The 17,443-nt window shown below is 72.1% G+C and carries 8 protein-coding genes; 6 read left to right on the top strand and 2 right to left on the bottom strand.

What is annotated here, in order from left to right:
• The first annotated feature begins 34 nt into the window (after positions 1-34).
• Genes ACFY5C_RS37115 through ACFY5C_RS37105 form a run of 3 tightly spaced genes read left to right on the top strand, consistent with a single transcriptional unit; the run spans position 35 to position 3,073 of the window.
• On the top strand, positions 35-1,315 hold the full coding sequence (locus ACFY5C_RS37115) for a glycosyltransferase family 4 protein (protein WP_389453401.1): 1,281 nt from the start codon (positions 35-37) through the stop codon (positions 1,313-1,315).
• The gene (locus ACFY5C_RS37110) at positions 1,312-2,190 is read left to right on the top strand and encodes a transferase (protein WP_389453398.1); all 879 of its coding nucleotides are present in this window, start codon (positions 1,312-1,314) and stop codon (positions 2,188-2,190) included. Before ACFY5C_RS37115 ends, ACFY5C_RS37110 begins: the two co-directional genes overlap by 4 nt.
• Positions 2,191-2,215: 25 nt before the next feature.
• Complete coding sequence (locus tag ACFY5C_RS37105) at positions 2,216-3,073, top strand: NAD(P)H-binding protein (RefSeq protein ID WP_389453395.1); 858 nt, start codon at positions 2,216-2,218, stop codon at positions 3,071-3,073.
• A gap of 14 nt (positions 3,074-3,087) precedes the next feature.
• Here the strand turns inward: ACFY5C_RS37105 and ACFY5C_RS37100 are convergent, their stop codons facing one another.
• Positions 3,088-3,714 carry a TetR/AcrR family transcriptional regulator gene (locus tag ACFY5C_RS37100; RefSeq protein WP_389453393.1) on the bottom strand — a complete coding sequence of 209 codons (627 nt, stop codon included), beginning with the start codon at positions 3,712-3,714 and terminating at the stop codon, positions 3,088-3,090.
• Between the two features lie 116 nt (positions 3,715-3,830).
• Positions 3,831-4,481: a TetR/AcrR family transcriptional regulator gene (locus tag ACFY5C_RS37095; RefSeq protein WP_389453391.1), complete on the bottom strand. Its 651-nt coding sequence runs from the start codon at positions 4,479-4,481 to the stop codon at positions 3,831-3,833.
• Positions 4,482-5,373: 892 nt separating this feature from the next.
• On the opposite strand from ACFY5C_RS37095, the gene ACFY5C_RS37090 reads away from it, so the two are divergent.
• From ACFY5C_RS37090 to ACFY5C_RS37080, 3 genes are read left to right on the top strand one after another with little or no spacing between them, the layout of a single operon-like run.
• Entirely contained in the window at positions 5,374-6,633 is a 1,260-nt protein-coding gene (locus ACFY5C_RS37090; protein ID WP_389453388.1) for an MFS transporter, read from the top strand.
• Positions 6,633-10,070: a type I polyketide synthase gene (locus tag ACFY5C_RS37085; protein WP_389453385.1), complete on the top strand. Its 3,438-nt coding sequence runs from the start codon at positions 6,633-6,635 to the stop codon at positions 10,068-10,070. The genes ACFY5C_RS37090 and ACFY5C_RS37085 overlap by 1 nt, the downstream gene beginning before the upstream one ends.
• Positions 10,067-17,407: a MupA/Atu3671 family FMN-dependent luciferase-like monooxygenase gene (locus ACFY5C_RS37080; protein WP_389453381.1), complete on the top strand. Its 7,341-nt coding sequence runs from the start codon at positions 10,067-10,069 to the stop codon at positions 17,405-17,407. Before ACFY5C_RS37085 ends, ACFY5C_RS37080 begins: the two co-directional genes overlap by 4 nt.
• Positions 17,408-17,443 lie beyond the last annotated feature (36 nt).

Here is a 17,443-nt window from a genome sequence, read left to right as displayed (position 1 = left end):
CAACTAAAGGGGGTTTGCCGCGGTCTAGTCCGCCATGAAGATCTCTTTCCTGCTGCACAACGCCTACGGGATCGGAGGCACGATCGCCACCACCTTCAACCTGGCCCACGCCCTGGCCGACCGTCACGAGGTGGAGATCGTCTCCGTGCTGCGGCACCGGGAACGTCCGAACTTCGCCCTGGACCCGAGAGTGTCCTTAAGGCCACTGGTGGACCTGCGGCACGAGAAGGAACATCCCCTGCATCTCAGACCCGCGAAGGTGTTCCCCGTCGCCGAGTACCGCTACCGGCAGTACAGCGAGCTGACCGACCGGCGGATCGGCGAGAGCCTGGCGGCGACCGACGCCGAGGTCGTCATCGGCACCCGGCCGGGACTCAACGTGCACCTCGCGCGCCAGGCGCCGGAGCATGTGGTCCGTATCGGGCAGGAGCACCTCACCCTCGACAACCATCCGCCCCGGCTGCGCACCGCTCTGCGCCGGGCCTACCGCCGGCTCGACGTGCTGACCACGGTCACGGAGGCGGACGCCGCCGCCTACCGGCGCAAGATGCGGCTGCCCGGCGTCCGGGTCGAGGCACTGCCCAACAGCGTCCCCGATCCGGTGCTGCCCGCTGCGGACGGCACCGCGAAGGTGGTGGTCGCGGCCGGTCGGCTGGTCCCGGTGAAGCGTTACGACCTGCTCATCGAGGCGTTCGCCAAGGTCGCCGCCGAACACCCGGACTGGCGCCTGCGCATCTACGGCAAGGGTGAGGAACAGGCAGGGCTGCGGCAGCTCATCGAGCGCCTCGGCCTGTACGACAAGGCCTTCCTGATGGGCGCGGCGGCCCCCATGGAAGCGGAGTGGGTCAAGGGCTCGATCGCAGCGAGCGCGTCCAACTTCGAACCGTTCGGCATGACCATCGTCGAAGCCATGCGGTGCGGCCTGCCCGTGGTGAGCACCGACTGCCCCTACGGTCCCGGCGAGATCATCGAGGACGGCGTCGACGGGCGGCTGGTACCGGTCGGCGACCCCGACGCGATGGCCGCCGCACTGCTCGACCTCGTCCGCGACGACGAACTGCGCCGGCGGATGGGCCGTACGGCCGTCCAGAACGCGGGCCGGTTCGCCCCGGTCCCCGTCCTGGAGCAGGCCGAGCGCCTGATCGACGAGGCCAGGTCGGCGCGCGGGACCGGGCGACCGGGCCCGGCACCGGAAGGCGGCCCGATGGGACGCCGAATAGAGAGAGCCCTGGTCAGCCAGGGCTTCGCAGCACGCGACACCGCGTATGCCGTGGCCTCGCGCGCGCTGCGTACGGTACGGAAGGGGCAGCGATGAGCACACAACCCGGCACGGCGAGTGGCACGACTCTTCGCGCCGACTGCACGGTCGACGCCAACGGCCGGATCAGCTTCGCCCTCCAGCCACCGGCGAACTCTGCGCTCCAGCCACCCTCGACCTCTGCGCCCCAGCCGCCGTCGACAACTGCCCGCCTGCTTCTGAGGCTTCGCCCCAAGAAGGGGCAGCCCGAGAAGACCGTCCACGCCCTCGACCTGGAATCCACGGAGGACGGGCGGCTCCGTGCCGTACTGGATCCGCAGCCCGCACTGGCCGAGGGCCGCTGGGACGTCTACCTGCTCCCCGAACCCGGCGCGCCACGACAGCGCCTGCGCCCCGGGCTGCGTGACCTGCGCACCCTCGTCGACGGCCACCGCAGTGACCGGCAGACGCCGGTCGCCGTGCGGATCCCGTACGTCACGAAGGACGGCTACCTCGCGGTGCGGGCGTGGCTGCGTGCCGCTCACGCGGAGGTCGAGGGCGTCGACGTGAGGGACCGGTCGATGACGGTCAGGGCCAGGCTGCACGGCGTCGTGCTCGCCGAGGGCGCCTGCGTGCGACTGCGGCTGCGGGGTGATGGCGGCACTGCACTGGACCTTGTCCCGCAGGTCGAGGACGACGGCCACGGGTTCAGGTTCACCGTGGATTTCGGTGAGTTGGCCGGTGACGGCGGCGCCGGGAACCGTGTCTGGGACCTGTTCGTGCAGGCCGGATCCGCCGAGGGGGCAGCGCCCGTCCGGATCGGCCGCCTGCTGGACGACGTGGCGGACCGCAAAGAGATCTTCGTCCTCCCCGCAGCCGATGTCGGTGGTTCGGTGGTGCGCCCCTACTACACGGTCGACAACGACCTCTCGGTACTTGCGGACAGAACCTGACCGCAAGTCTCCGTACGGTCGTTCCATGACCCAGACGCAGAAGATTCTTGTCACCGGCGCCACCGGAACCGTCGGCCGCCAGGTCGTCGCCGAACTGCTCGCCCGCGGCCACGTGGTCCGGGCGCTCACCCGGGATCCGGCGAGGTCCGGCTTCCCGGCCGGCGTCGAGGTCGTCCAGGGCGACCTGACCGACCCCGACAGCCTGGTCCCGGCCCTGGAAGGCGTCACCGGCCTCCACCTGATCACCTTCGGCGGGGCCTATTTCGCCCCGCTGGAGACCGGTCCGCGCATCCTGGAACTGGCCCGCGCGGCGGGCGTGCGCCGGGTCACCGTGCTGCACGGCGGTGGGCCGTCCCTGCTGGAGGACGCCGTGCGGGCGGACGAGGGGGTGGACTGGACCGTCCTCATGCCGGTCGAGTTCATGGCCAACGCCCTGGAGTGGGCGAACGGGATCGTGGCCTCGGACGAGGTCCGCGAGCCGTTCGTCTCCCGGCTCAGCGCGATGGTCCACGAGGGCGACATCGGCTCCGTGGCCGCGGTCGCGCTCACCGAGGAGGGGCACGGGCGCCAGGAGTACGTGATCACCGGTCCCGAACTGCTCACCGTCACCGGCAAGGTGGCCGCGATCGCCGCCGCCCGCGGCCGGGAGATCGCCCTCGTCGAGCTGACGCAGGAGCAGGCCGTCGCCCAGTGGCGGGCGGCGGGTCACCCTGAGGACGTGATCGGCTTCCTGCTGGAGGCGTACGGGAACACCCCGGAGGTGGGTCGTACGGTCGCCGACACGGTCGAGAAGGTCACCGGTCGACCGGCCCGCACCTTCGGACAGTGGGCGGCGGAGCACGCCCGCGTGTTCACGGCACGCTCCGGCGGGGCCGTGTCGTAGCCCTGGCGCAGTGGCTACCGCCCCGCCGCCATCCGGGCCGCCGCGTCGTGGACGACCTGTGCGTGCAGCTCGAACAACGCCACGAGGTCGACGGAATCGCCCTTGACCTCGCGTTGCACGAACAGGCCGTCCGCGCCGGCGATGGCGTACGTGGTGAGGGTGTCCACGGCTTGCTCGTCCAGGCCGGGGAACAGGGTGGCGGCGACCTCGGCGATCTTGCGGTGCGTGATGTCGCGGATCTGGAGGAACGCGGTGCGGCCCCGCGGTTCGGTCGGTCGTCGCTCCAGGGCGAGCATCAGGCCGAGGCGGAGGAAGTCCGGTGCGTCGACGAGCGACTTGGCCACGTTGGCGGCCATGGTGGTCACCCGCTCCAGGGGCGTACCGGTCTCTTCGCCGGGCAGCTCGACGGCCGTGAGCCAGGCCTCGAAGCTGCGCTCGATGACCGCCGCGATCAGGTCGTCCTTGTCCTTGAAGTGCCAGTAGATGGAGCTGGCGGGCAGCCCGCACTTGGCGCTGACGGCTGCGATGGAGGTGCCGTCGTAGCCGCGCTCGCCGGCGATCTCCACCGCGGCGTCGAGGATGCGCTGACGTGACTCCACCCCGTTGGCGCGCTTCTTGCGCGACGTCTCCGGCCTGGTCATGGGGTGCCCCTCCGGTCGTACAGGGCCTCGGACCCCTGTGAACGATCATGTCCTGAAGCGTCCACTCTAATTGGAGCATCCCCTACAGCATCCTCTGCGGCAGGAGTGGTGCCGGATCAGCCGACCAGGGTGTCCACCACATCGAGGTCCGGCAGGTCGAGCGAGCAGATCCGCGCGGCCTCGTCGGCGGGGATCCCGAACTGCCGCAGCAGGCCGCAGGCGACGAGGTCCGCGGACCGGGCGTCGTCCCGGTCGGGCTGCGCGTGCAGCAAGGAGCCCAGGGCCAGCACCGCGGCCGCCGTCATCGTCAGGGCGAGATCCAGGTCCTCCACCTCGAACCGCCCCGCGTCGACCGCGACCCGGATGTCGTGGAACGCGCGGGGTGCCAAACCGCGCTGGGAGTGGGCCAGTTCGAGCCCCTGGCTCAGCAGGACGCGGCTCAGCTCCGGGTGGCGTCGGTGCAACCGGCCGGTCAGCCGAAAGCTCTGGGCGAACGCGACCGCGGGGTCCTCGATGTCCGCCGTGAGGCGGTCCATCAGCGTGCCCCACCACTCCAGAGCCTCCTCGACCGCGACGCGGAAGAGCTCTTCCTTGCTGTCGAAGTGGTTGTAGAAGGAGCCGACCCCGATGTCGGCGAGCTCGGTGATCTCCAGGATGGGGACCTCGGTCCGCCCTTCGGCCAGCAGTCGCTGCGCCGCGCCCACCAGCGCCGTGCGCGTCCGTGCCCTGCGCCGGTCGACGCGCCCGGATGCGGTCCGCTCGGCCATCACACCATCCTCCATGCCGCCCCGTCACTCGCTTCACCCCGCACTCTAGCCGCCCCGCACATGTCTCCTGAAGATTTCTTCACTTCGCTCGACTGACGGCTGCTTCGGAAGTGAATACTTCTTCAGGAGGTGATGGCAGTGGGCGGCACGCACAACGACCTGCACTCCGAGCAGGGCGCGCTCCCCGGAGAGCGTCCGAGATCATCGGCGCGCTCCTGACGCCGGCGATGAAGTGGGGGGGTGTTACGACGTGGAGGGCGTCACCGCCGAGGCCGACTCCGGGTCGGTGACTTCGCACTGCCCTGCCGCATCGCCGTGCAGCAGCGAGGGGAGAGCTGACGTACCCCTGCCCGCGCATCGGCCGTTTCCGGGGGCGCCCTCATACGGCCTTGATGAGGGTGACCCTCCACGGCATCGGACTGGCGCGATCCGATGCCCTGACGGTGCGGCGGCTTTTCGCGTGCTGCCGCATCAACCTGGACGAACAAGCAGTTCACGCGATCCCTGAGGAGCGTTCCGAACTCGCCAAATCCGGACCTGAAGTCGTCTGGACCTCCCCTTGAGCCTTGAAGCCCCGTGTCCGTATCTGCTTGGCTGACGGACCATTGGCCGCCGACCGGCGGCGCATAGGGGGAATGGTTCTTGTGCTGGGCAGGCAAGGGTGCCCGGACGCGCCCTGCGTCAGCGGCGTGCGCCCCGACGGGGCGACAGCGGCCGGGGCCGACGAACGGGGATCGGACACCGCGGCATCGCTTCCCGCGCGGCGCACCCGACGGGCGAACGTCCCGGCGCCTGCCGTCCGCACGGACTCGGTCCCGCCGCTGAGCGCGCGGGCGACGCATCCCGGACTCGCACACCAGTCACACCCTTCATGCAGACCAGAGGAAGGTGCATGAGGTACTTCCGGCTGCTCGTCCTGGGCAACGGCATCTCGGCGTACGGCAGTTACCTGAACATGGTGGCACTGAACGTCTTCGTCTACGACGCCACGGGCAGCGCGCTGGCCGCCGGCCTCTTCATGGCCGTACGCCTGGCGACGAGTGTCGTGTCGGGCTGGGTGAGCGGTCGTCTCGTCTCGGCCTACGACCGCAAGCGCCTGATGGTCGGCGCCGATCTGTGCCAGGCCGTTGCGCTGCTGACCCTGCTGATCGCACCGGACGCCACCCGCGTGGGACTGCTCTACGTCCTGGCCGTGGTCACCGGCGGCTGCTCGACGCTCTCCCAGGTCGCCCTGCGCAGCAGCATCCCGGAGATCGTCGGCGCGGAACACCGCGTGCGCGCCAACGGGCTGCTGGTGACCGGGCGTTCGCTCGCGATGATCGCCGGCTTCGCCTCGTCGGGCGTGGTGGTCGCGCAGCTCGGCTACTCCGCGGCGTTCGCGCTGGACGCCGCGTCGTTCCTGGTCTCCGCCACCGTGCTGTTCCTGCTGCCCGTACGCACCAGGGCGGTGAAGGACGCCGCGGGCGGCGGCTCCGCCCAGTCCTCCGGCGCCGCGCGCTGGACCGCGCGGATGCTGCTGGCCACGGCTCCGCTGCTGGTGGCGATGATCGCCATCCGGGCGGTGGACGGGCTGGGCTCCTCCTCCCACAACGTCGCCCTGCCCATCTACTCCAGCAGCCTGGACCCCGACCATCCGGCCACGTTCATCAGCCAGTTCTGGGCCACCTGGGCCATCGGCAACATCGTCGCCCAGCAGGTGATCGGCCGGGTCACCAAGAAGGCCGGGCGCACACCCGGAGAGCGGGCTTTCGCGCTCGGCGCCTGTGTGATGTCGGCCGGGTTCATCGTGGTCTTCAGCGGTCTGCCGACCGCGCCCGCGGTCATCGCCGCACTGGTTGCCGGCGCCGCCGACGGGTTCACCGAGATCGTCTACGTGTCGCGGCTGCAGGCCGCCCCGGACGAGCAGCGCGGCCGCCTCTTCGGGCTCTCCGCCTCGGCCGAGAACACCGGCTTCGGCCTCGGCATGCTCGTGAGCGGGGCCCTGCTGGAGACGTTCTCGCCGCTACAGGTCGTGGCCTCCTTCCACGGCCTCGCGATCGTCCTGTGCGGCGCACTGCTCCTGCTGCTTCTGCGCCGGGGCGGCGCACGCGGTCAAGGCGCTGAGGAAACGGTCACTCAGGACCAGCCGACGGTGCCGGAGGGACGCAGCTGATGACCATGAGCGACCCCGACCCGCGGATGGCCGTCATCGGCATGGCCTTCCGTCTGCCCGGCGCAAACACGCCCGAGGAGTTCTGGCGGGTCATCCGTGACGGCACGGACTGCATCACCCGTTTCACGGACGAGGAACTGGACGCCGCCGGCGTTCCCGCCGCGGAGTACCGGGCGGCCGACTTCGTCGGCGCCTCCGGGGTGCTGGACGACATCGCGGGCTTCGACGCCCAGCACTTCGCGATGAGCGCCCGCGAGGCCCGGCTCACCGACCCCCAGCACCGCATGTTCCTGGAGTGCGCCCAGCACGCCCTGGAGAACGCCGGGTACCCGGACGAACGGGACGGCAGCCGCGTGGGCGTCTACGCCAGCACCGGATACCACCTGTACACCCTGCAGAACTACCTCCTCAACAACGTCCTGCCCAGCCAGGCCGCCTCCGACTGGATGGCCGGCATGCAGATCACGGTCGGCAACCACGCCGACTTCACCGCCACCCGGGTCGCCTACCGGCTGGGTCTGACCGGTCCGGCGGTCAACGTCCAGACGGGCTGCTCCAGTTCGCTGGTCGGCGTGCAGGCCGCCGCACAGTCCCTGCTCATGGGTGACTGCGACATCGCCCTCGTCGGCGCGACCGCCGTCCACGTGCCGCAGGTCGTCGGCTACCGCTACGTCAAGGGCTCGATCCTGTCCAAGTCCGGCCGCCTGCGCGCCTTCGACGCCGGAGCCGACGGCACCGTCGGAGGAACGGGCGTCCTGGCCGTCGTACTGAAGCGGCTGGGCCCGGCGATCGCCGACGGCGACACGATCCACGGGGTCGTCCGCGGCTGGGGCATCAGCAACGACGGCGCCGACAAGAAGGCGTTCACCGCCCCGAGCGCCCAGGGCCAGCGCGCGGCCATCCGCCAGGCCCTGCGCCGAGCCGGCGTCGGCGCGGACAGCATCGGCTACCTGGAGACCCACGGCACCGGCACGCTCAAGGGCGACCCGATCGAGTTCGACGGCGCCGCCGGCGCCTACCGCGAGGACACCGACCGCACCGGCTACTGCGCCCTCGGCTCCACCAAGGCCAACATCGGCCACCTCGACGCGGCCTCCGGACTCGCCGGACTCGTCAAGACGCTGCTGGTCCTGAAACACGGCGTCATCCCGCCGATGGCGAACTTCAGCGAGCCCAACCCCGGCCTCGACCTCGACCGCAGCCCCTTCTACATCCCCGGCACCGCCCGGCCCTGGCCCGAGAACGACGCGCCCCGCCGCGCGGGGCTCACCTCACTCGGCGTGGGCGGCACCAACGTCCACCTGATCCTGGAACAGGCCCCCGAGCCCGCTCCGCGGACCGACGCCGCCGCCCCCGCGGACGTGCTGCTGGTCTCCGCGACCAGCGAGGCCGCCCTCGCGGACAACGCCCGCGCCTTCCGCGACCGGTTACGGCGGCCGCCGTCACCCCACCTGGCCGACCTGGTCACCACCGCCGCCCTCGGCCGCGTCCATGGCCGCCACCGGCTGGCGGTCCGTGGCACCACCCCGGCCGCCCTCGCCGCCGCCCTCGACGCCTGGCTCGCCGGGACGGCCGGGCCGGCGGCCACAGCGGGGACCATGCCGGCGGAGGGTCACGCGCGTGTGGCGTTCCAGTTCACGGGGCAGGGCAGCCAGTACGCGGGTATGGCCGACGCCCTCCACCAGCGCTTTCCCGTCGTACGCGAGGTGCTCGACGCCTGCGACGACCACTACCGCGACCTCACCGGCGACTCACTGCTCGCCGCACTGCGGGCGGGAGACACATCGGGGGAGGGGCCGCTGGAGCAAACACCCGGCGGGCCGCTCGGGGGCACCGACACCGCGCAGCCCGCGCTGTTCGCCCTGCAGTGCGCCCTCGTCCGGCTCTGGCGTGACGCCGGCATCGAACCGTACGCCGTGACCGGGCACAGCGTCGGGGAGTACGCCGCCCTGTACGCGGCCGGAGCCCTGTCGCTCGACGACGGCCTGCGTCTCACCACCGAGCGCGGCCGGCTGATGCAGCAGCGCTGTGCCCCCGGCGCGATGGTCGCCGCCGCGCTGGACCGGGAGGCCGCCCTCGCCCTGGCCGCCGAAGTACCCGGCCTGGAGCCGGCCGTGGCCAACGCGGAACGCGCACAGGTGCTCGCCGGGCCGGTCGAGGCCGTGGAACGGGCGTGCGCCCTGCTGGACGCCCGCGGCACGCCGGGGCAGCGGCTGACGGTGACCCGCGCCTTCCACACCGCTCTGATGGAACCGATGCTGGAGGAGTTCCGCAAGCTCCTCGACGACGTCGCCTTCCAGCCGGTTCGGATCCCGTTCGTCAGCGCCCTCGACGGCATGACCCGCCGGCCCGGCTGGACCCCGGACGCCGACTACTTCCTACGGCAGACCCGCGAACCCGTCCGCTTCGACGAGGCACTGCGCGGCATCGGAGCCGGGCGACCCGACGCCCTGCTGGAGATCGGGCCGCACACCACCCTCAGCGGTCTGGCCCGCCGGGCACTGCCCGACGTGCCGGCGCTGCCGTCCCTGCGGCGCGGCACCGGGCTCGGGGCCCTCTGGGGTGCGGCGGCGGGGCTGCACTGTGCCGGGGCGGACGTCGGCTGGCGGGTGCTGCTGGCGGGCAGCGGCGGCAGGCGTATCCCGCTGCCCGGATACCGGTTCCAGCACAAGGACCACTGGACAGGGCCGGAGTTGACGGCCCTCAGCACAGGAACACCAGCGAGAGAGGGAGCCGAAGTGGTTCAGCAAGAGGCAGCGGTCGCGCGCGTACTTCACAGCATCGTCGAGGCGACGGCGCGGCACCTCGGCGAGGAGCCGTCGGCGATCATCGGTGACGCGTCCTTCTTCGACCTCGGTGCCGACTCGCTGCAGATGATCAGCGTGCTGCGGGAGCTGGAGCAGGAACACCGGGTCAAGGTGACGATGCGGCAGCTGTTCGAGGAGACGGGTACGCCGCGGCGGCTCGCGGAGTTCATCGCCGCCCGCATGCCGGGGACGGCAGACGGGACGGCACGGGTGGAATTCCCGGCGGAGGGGGCGGGGTCGGCGCAGCCGGTCGCTCCCGAGCCTCCTGCTCCCGCGCCCGCTGCTCCCGCGTCCGCTGCTCCCGCGTCCGCTGCTCCCGCGTCCGCTGCTCCCGCGTCCGCTGCTCCCGCGTCCCCTGCTGCTGAGCCCGTCGCCCCGCATGTCGTCGCTCCCGAGCCCCTTGCGCCGCCCAGGGCTGCCGCACCTGCACCCGCACCGGTTCCTGCACCCGCGCCCGCCACCCCCGCATCCGCCCCCGAGTACGCCACCCGCGAGGAACTGGAGGACCTCGCCCGCAAACTCCAGCAGATATCCCAGATACAGCTGCAGATGATGTCCCAGCTCTCCCAGTTGCTGGCTCTCCAGACGGCCTCGGTGACCGAGCGGCTCAACGGCAAGGTGGCCAAGTGACCGGGCTGCACGGCATATCCGCCGCACTGGACCAGGACCTGGCGGCGATGGCGGAACTCTCGCAGCGCATCGCCGAGCAGATGGGCGGAGCCGGCGCATCCGTCCCGGAGCAGCGCTCGCCGCAGGCACCACGCGTCCACGGCCCCCGGGTGACGGTCGCGAGGACCTCCGGAATGGTGCAGGACGTCTCACCGGACTCCCAGCAGGAGCACCTGGCCGACCTCGTACGCCGCTACACCGCAAGGACCCCGACCTCCAAGAGCATCGCCCAGCGCTACCGCCGCGTCCTGGCCGACAGCCGTGCCGTCGTCGGCTTCCGCAGCGGTACGAAGGAGATGCTGTACCCCATCGCGGGCCACCGGGCGGGCGGCGCACGGCTCCAGGACGTCGACGGCAACGAGTACGTCGACATCACGATGGGCTTCGGCGTCCTCCTGTTCGGCCACGAACCCGACTTCGTCACCGAAGCCGTGCGCGAGCACCTGTCCCGGGGCATCCAGCTCGGCCCGCGCAACGCCGAGACCGGCGAGGCGGCGGAACTCCTCGCCGAACTGACCGGTCTGGAGCGGGTCGCCTTCGCCAACTCCGGTACGGAGGCGAACTCCGCGGCCATCCGTCTCGCCCGCGCCGCGACGGGACGCGACAAGATCGTCACCTTCCTGGGCGCCTACCACGGCCATGCCGACAACGTCCTCGGCCGCACCTCGGGCAGCGGCACCGACCAGGTCACCGTGCCCGTCTCCCGAGGCATCCCGCAGGCCTCGGTCTCCGATCTGCTGGTCCTCGACTACGGCACCGACGCCGCGCTGGAGGCGATCGCCCGGCACGCGGACGACATCGCCGCGGTCGTCGTGGAGCCGGTGCAGAGCAGACACCCCTCCCTGCGGCCCGTCGAGTTCGTACGGAAACTGCGCGAACTGACCCGCCGGCACGGCATCGTCCTGCTCTTCGACGAGATGCTGACCGGCTTCCGCCCGGCGCTGCGCGGCGCGCAGGAGCTGTACGGCGTCACACCGGACCTCGCCACGTACGGCAAGCTCCTCGGCGGCGGCTTCCCCATCGGGGCCATCGCCGGCCGCGCCGACATCATGGACGGCGTCGACGGCGGCCACTGGTCCTACGGCGACGACAGCTACCCGCCCGCCGACACCACGTTCTTCGGCGGTACGTACATCCAGCACCCGGTGTCGATGGTCGCCGCCCGCGCCGTGCTGACCCACCTCAAGGAGCACAGCCCGCACCTCCAGGAGCGGCTCAACGCGCGCACCGCCGAACTGGCCGCGACGCTCAACGGCTTCTTCGAGGCCGAGGAATTCCCGCTGCGGATGAGCCACTTCGGCTCACAGTTCCGCTTCGAGCACCGCGCCGACATGGAGCTGCTCTACCACCACCTGATGCTGCGCGGCGTGCACGTCTGGGAGTGGCGCAACTTCTTCCTGTCCACCGCCCACACGGACGGCGACATCGAGTTCGTGGCGGACGCCGTACGGGATTCGCTGCGCGAACTGCGGACGGCGGGCTTCTTCCCGGGCGGGCAGCCGGTGGTGCCGAAGGCTGCGCCACCCGAACCGGAACCGGCAGCCGCACCGAGCCAGGCAGCTGAACCGACACCGGAACCGGCCGTCCCCGCGCCGGCACCCGCCCCGGTCGCCTCCATGGCCTGGAACGCCGCAGCCGTCACCGACGCCCGCAAGGTGCCCGACGGTGCCGCGAGCGAACCCGCCGCCCGCAGCACCGACTTCAGCGTCTACTTCTTCGGCGACTACCCCCAGGACACCTCCGCGCCGAGCGAGGGCGGCCAGTACGAACTCCTCATGGATGTGGCCCGGTTCGCCGACCGGCACGACTTCCATGCGCTGTGGATGCCCGAGCGCCACTTCCACTCCTTCGGCGGCCTCTTCCCCAACCCCGCCGTGCTCGCCGCCGCGCTGTCCCGGGAGACCGGACGCGTCCGGCTCAACGCCGGCTCCGTCGTCCTGCCGCTCCACGACCCCATCCGGGTCGCCGAGGAGTGGTCGATGGTGGACAACCTCTCCGGCGGACGCGTAGGCATCGGCGTCGCCAGTGGCTGGAGCGCCAAGGACTTCGTGTTCTTCCCCGACCGTTTTGGCCGGCACAAGGAGCTGATGTACGAGCAGCTGGAGGAGGTACGCAGGCTCTGGCGCGGCGACGCCGTGCGCCGGGCCAGCGGTGACGGTGAGGCCGAGGTACGTCTCTTCCCGCGTCCGGTGCAGGACACCCCGCCCATGTACACCGCGGTGGTCGGCAACCCCGCCTCCTTCGAACTCGCCGCCCGTCACGACCTGGGAATCGTCACCAACCTGATGACCCAGAGCGTCGAACAACTCGGGCAGAACATCGCCCGCTACCGGCGTACCCGGGCTCAGCACGGCCTGGACCCGGACGCCGGGCGGGTGGCCGTCCTGCTGCACACCTACCTCGCCGACGACCACGACAGCGCGCGCACCGAGGCGTTCGAACCGCTGTCCCGCTATATGCGGGCGTCCCTGTCCGTGTTCAGCGGCGTCACCAACAGCCTCGGGCACAACGTCGACCTGGCCGAGCTGAGCGAGGACGACCTGGACGCGGTGTTCCGCCGGGCCTACGGCCGTTACTGCGACCAGCGCGCGCTGATCGGCACGGTGGACAGCGTCCGTCCGGTAGTGGACGCGGTGACCGCGGCCGGTGCCGACGAGATCGTCGCGCTCGTCGACTTCGGAGTCGCTCCGGACGAACTGCGCGAGGGCCTGCCACACCTGGACGCGCTGCGCCGCACGTACCGGCGGACAGCTGATCGCGCTTCCGCCGACGCGCCGCTGTCGCCCGGCCAGGAACGGATCTGGTTCCTCGAACGCCTGCTCCCCGGCCGTACCGCCTACAACGAGGTCAAGGCGATCCGCCTCGAAGGCCCCCTCGACGTACCAGCTCTGCGCGCGGCACTGCGCGGCCTCGTCACACGGCACGAGGGGCTCCGCACCGTCTTCCGCGAGAGCGCGGGCGTGCCACGACAGGTGGTGCAGCGGGCGCCGGTCGAGCCCGATTTCGAGGTCGTCGACGGCACCGGCAACCGACGGACCGCGGTGCGGGACGTCCTCGCCGCGGAGAGCGCACGCCGCTTCGACCTGGCCGACGGCCCGCTGTTCGTCACCCGGCTGGTCAGGCTCGCCGAGGCGGAGCACGTCCTCGTGCTGTCCCTCCACCACATCGTGGTCGACGCGGCCTCCGCGACCGTCCTCGCCCGCGACCTCTCCGCGCTCTACCGCGCAGAGCGCGACGGCACCGCCCCCGACCTGCCCGCGCTCACCTGGAGCTACGCCGACCACGCCAGGGAGCAGGCGGCGTCCGCGAACGGCCCCGAAGCCGACGAGGACCTGGCCTACTGGCGCCGCACCCTCGACGGCGACCTGCCCGTCCTCGCCCTGCCCGCCGACCGGCCGCGACCGTCGACTATGACCTCCGAAGGCCGGGCGGTCTTCCACACCCTCACCGCGGAACTCTCCGGACGGCTCAGGGAGTTGAGCCGCGCCCGCCGCAGCACCCTGTTCATGACCCTGCTCGCCGGCTACGGCGCCATGCTGCACCGGGTCACCGGACAGCCGGACATCGTCGTCGGCACCCCGATCTCGGACCGGCCCGAGCGGGCTAAGGACGTGCTCGGGTTCTTCGTGAACACCCTCGCGCTGCGCCTCGACCTGTCCGGCGACCCGGCGTTCGGCACGTTGCTGGACCGCGTGCGCACGGTCGCCCTCGACGCTTACGACCACGCGCGCGTGCCGTTCGAGAGGGTCGTGCGCGAGCTTTCCCCGCCCCGGGCGGTCGACCGGACACCGGTGTTCCAGGCATTCGCGGAGTTCCAGCGCGCCGAACCGTTCCGCTTCGACCTGCCCGGCATCGAGGCCACACCGCTGGACGCCGGCCCCGACAAGTCCCTGACGGACCTCACGGTCTACTTCACCGACCAGTCCGAGGGCATCCGCTGCCACCTGGAGTACAACACCGACCTCTTCGACCAGGAGACGGTGGACGGGTTCTTCGCCACCTTCCGGGACCTGCTCGCCGCGGCGGTCGACACCCCTGACACACCGCTGTCCCGGCTCGCCCCGGCGCCCGTCGGAACCGCCGCCGAGGGTGAGCCCGTACCGAGCTCCTGGCAGCACGGCCCGTCGCGCCCGCTCGCGGACACCACCGTCCACGACCTGGTCGCCCGGCAGGCGGCCGCTCGGCCGGACAGCACCGCAGTGATCAGCGGCGACACCCGGCTGACGTACCGCGAACTGAACGACCGCGCCACGCAGTTGGCCGCCGCCCTGCGGGAACAGCCCGCCACGGACGGCGGTGCCGAGGTCGTGGCGCTGTGGCTGCCGCGCTCCGCCGACCTCGTCGTCGCCATGCTCGCGGCACTCAGAGCGGGACGCGCCTACGTCCCGCTGGATCCGTCCCTGGGCCGGGTGCGCGCCGAGCAGGTCATCGCCGAGTGCGGGGCGCGGACCCTGGTGTCGGCGCCCGGCGAGGCGGCCGCTCTGAAGCTGCCACCGGGCGTGACCGTCGTACCCCCCGACGCGACAGCACCCCACCCGCCGCGCTCCGCGTCCGCCACCGGCAACCCCTCCTCGTGCTGTGTCCTCTACACCTCGGGCAGCACCGGCACACCCAAGGGCGTCGTGCTGGCGCACCGCGCGGTCCTCGACCTGTGCGAGTGGCACCACCGGCGCTTCGCGCTCACCTCGGCCGACCGCAGCGCCGTCGTGTGCAGCCAGAGTTTCGACGCCTCGATCCTCGAGATCTGGCCGGCACTCACCGCGGGAGCGTCGGTCACCATCGCCCAGGAGGAAGTCCGCAGGGATCCCCTGGCCCTGGCCCGCTGGTACGCCCGCGAGCACGTCACCTTCTCCATCCTCCCCACCGCCCTGGGCGAACAGCTGCTGCGGCTGCCGCCGCACGAGCAGCCGCCCCTGCGTCACCTCCTGCTGGGCGGTGACGTACTGCGCACCAGGCCGCGCCCCGAGGCGCCGTACGAGACGGTGAATGTCTACGGGCCCACCGAGACCACCGTGCTGTGCACGACGGAAGTCGTCGCCGCGCACAGCGACGACCCCGCCCGGCCGATCGCGATCGGACGCCCGGTGGACAACGTACGGCTGAGCGTGCTCGACGCGTCGGGACGCCCGGTGCCCGTCGGCACGGTGGGGGAGTTGTACGTCGGCGGACCGGGCGTGGCCCTCGGCTATCTCCACCGCCCGGAACTCACCGCCGAGCGGTTCCTGCCGGACCCGGACGGCGGACCGGACGCCCGCAGGTACCGAACCGGCGACCTGGTCCGCTTCACCGGGGACGGGACGCTCGAGTTCCGCGGCCGGGCCGACGACCAGGTGAAGATCCGGGGCTTCAGGGTCGAGCCGGAGGAGGTCTCCCGCACACTCAGCGCCCTGGACGGCGTGCGCGAGGCGGCTGTCCTGGCCCGGCGCAACGACCGCGGTGATGCGTACCTCGCGGCCTATGCCGTTCCCGCCGACCTGATCGGCGATGCGGCCGACGACCGGCAGGCCTACGCCGATCTGCTGGCCGAGGAACTGGCGGCCCGGCTCCCGGAGTACCTCGTACCGCGCGCGTGGCGCGTCCTGACCGCCCTGCCCGTGAGCGGCAACGGCAAGCTGGACCGCTCCGCGCTGCCGGCACCCGACCTCGTCACCTCCGCACCCACCCGGACACCGAGTGCCGTCGGCGACGCACCCGCCGCCGGCCGTCCGACGGGCATCGAGCGGCGGGTTCGGGAGCTGTGGGCCGAAGAGTTCGGCGTCGACGCCGACGGCATCGCGGCCGACGCCTCCTTCTTCGACCTGGGCGGCCACTCGATCACCGCGATGCGGCTGGTCAACCGGGTCCGGGAGGACTTCGGCACCGAGTACCCGATGCTGAGCTTCTACCAGGAGCCGACGCCGGGGGCCATGACGGCCCACCTGGCCGCGGCTGTGGGCGCGAAGGCGGAACCGGGTTCCGCGAGTCCCTCACCGCAGGCCGACGACGACGGACCCGGCACGGTGGAGCACCGCGCCCCCGCCACCGCGCAGCAGGCCCGTTTCGCCACCGTGCACGCCGACCACAGCCTCCCGCAGGTCTTCAACGTCGCGCTGCGCCTCACCCTCACCGGTGACCTGGACGTGGCAGCCCTGCGCACCGCCTTGACCGGGCTCGTGGAGCGGCACGAGGGGCTGCGGACCCGCCTGGCCCGCAGCGGCGACGGCTGGGAGCAGCAGGTGCTGCGCGCCGGCCCGGTCGAACTGCCGGTGGAGGACCTCACCGGGCTGCCCGCGCCGGAACGGCAGGCGGCCCTGGACCGGGCCAGTTCCGAGGCGGCGGAGACGCCCGTCGACCCCACCGGCGGGATGCCGATGACGCTGCGCCTGCTGCGCAGCGCGGAGAGCACCTGGTCACTGCTCCTCGTCCTGCACCACTCCGCCTGCGACGGGTGGTCCGTCAGCCTGCTGCTGAAGGAACTTGCCGCGCTCTACGGGGCAGCCGCGGCGGGCGAGCCCCACACTCTGCCGCCCGTGCAGTGCCAGCCGGTGGCGTACGCCCGGTGGCAGCGGGACCAGGTGGACGAGGCCGCCGAGGAGCGGAAGGTGCAGTTCTGGCTGCGCGAGCTCGACGGCGTGCCGTTCACCGTCGGCCTTCCCCTGGACCGGCCCCGGCCGCAGAGCGCGAGCGGACGGGGCGGCGCCGTGATGTTCACCGTGCCGGCCGCGGCCCGCGCCGCCGTGGAGCGGCTGGCCAGAGAGCGCGGGACGACGCCGTTCGTGGTCACGGCCGCGGCCCTGGGCCGGATGCTCGCGCGGAAGTCCGGGCAGTGCGACGTCGTGTTCAACGTCTCCTACGCCAACCGCGAGCGCCGCGCGTTCGAATCGCTGCTGGCCTGCACGGTCACCGGCTTCGCGCTGCCGGTGCGACAGGGGGGCGCCGGTTCCTTCGCCACTCTGACGGACCAGGTCGCCCGTACGACCGTGGAGTGCATGGACCGGGCCCTGCCGGTGCGCCGGATCGCCCCCGCGATGAGGGAGCGCCGGGGCGTGGACGTGCCCGACCGGCTGGATGTCGGCTTCGCCTACCAGAGCTCTCTGGACGCGGAGGTCGAACTGCCCGGTCTGACCACGGCCGTCGAGGACCTCGCGCCCGCCGCGGCCCGCACGGAACTGACCTTCGGGCTCGTCCCGGCCGGCGACGAACTGAAGGGCTTCGTGGAGTACTCGGCCGACCTGTGGGACCGCAGCACCATCGAGGGCTGGACCCGGGACTACGTCGCCCTCCTGACTGAGGAGGTCGACCGGGCGCTCGGGCGGTGACGCCCGTCCGTGACGCCGTCCCGCCCCGCGCCACGT

The sequence above is a fragment of the Streptomyces sp. NPDC012935 genome (genome assembly GCF_042900345.1).
GTDB lineage: Bacteria > Actinomycetota > Actinomycetes > Streptomycetales > Streptomycetaceae > Streptomyces.
The sequence above is the reverse complement of the archived record's forward strand: the minus strand, read 5'-3'. Positions and strand labels throughout refer to the sequence as shown.

Excerpts from the sequence above, each read along its gene's own strand:
- ACFY5C_RS37110 (WP_389453398.1), top strand. The coding sequence starts at position 1,312 with ATGAGCACACAACCCGGCACGGCGAGTGGCACGACTCTTCGCGCCGAC.
- ACFY5C_RS37095 (WP_389453391.1), bottom strand. The coding sequence starts at position 4,481 with ATGGCCGAGCGGACCGCATCCGGGCGCGTCGACCGGCGCAGGGCACGG.
- ACFY5C_RS37100 (WP_389453393.1), bottom strand. The coding sequence starts at position 3,714 with ATGACCAGGCCGGAGACGTCGCGCAAGAAGCGCGCCAACGGGGTGGAG.
- ACFY5C_RS37115 (WP_389453401.1), top strand. The coding sequence starts at position 35 with ATGAAGATCTCTTTCCTGCTGCACAACGCCTACGGGATCGGAGGCACG.
- ACFY5C_RS37105 (WP_389453395.1), top strand. The coding sequence starts at position 2,216 with ATGACCCAGACGCAGAAGATTCTTGTCACCGGCGCCACCGGAACCGTC.
- ACFY5C_RS37085 (WP_389453385.1), top strand. The coding sequence starts at position 6,633 with ATGACCATGAGCGACCCCGACCCGCGGATGGCCGTCATCGGCATGGCC.
- ACFY5C_RS37090 (WP_389453388.1), top strand. The coding sequence starts at position 5,374 with ATGAGGTACTTCCGGCTGCTCGTCCTGGGCAACGGCATCTCGGCGTAC.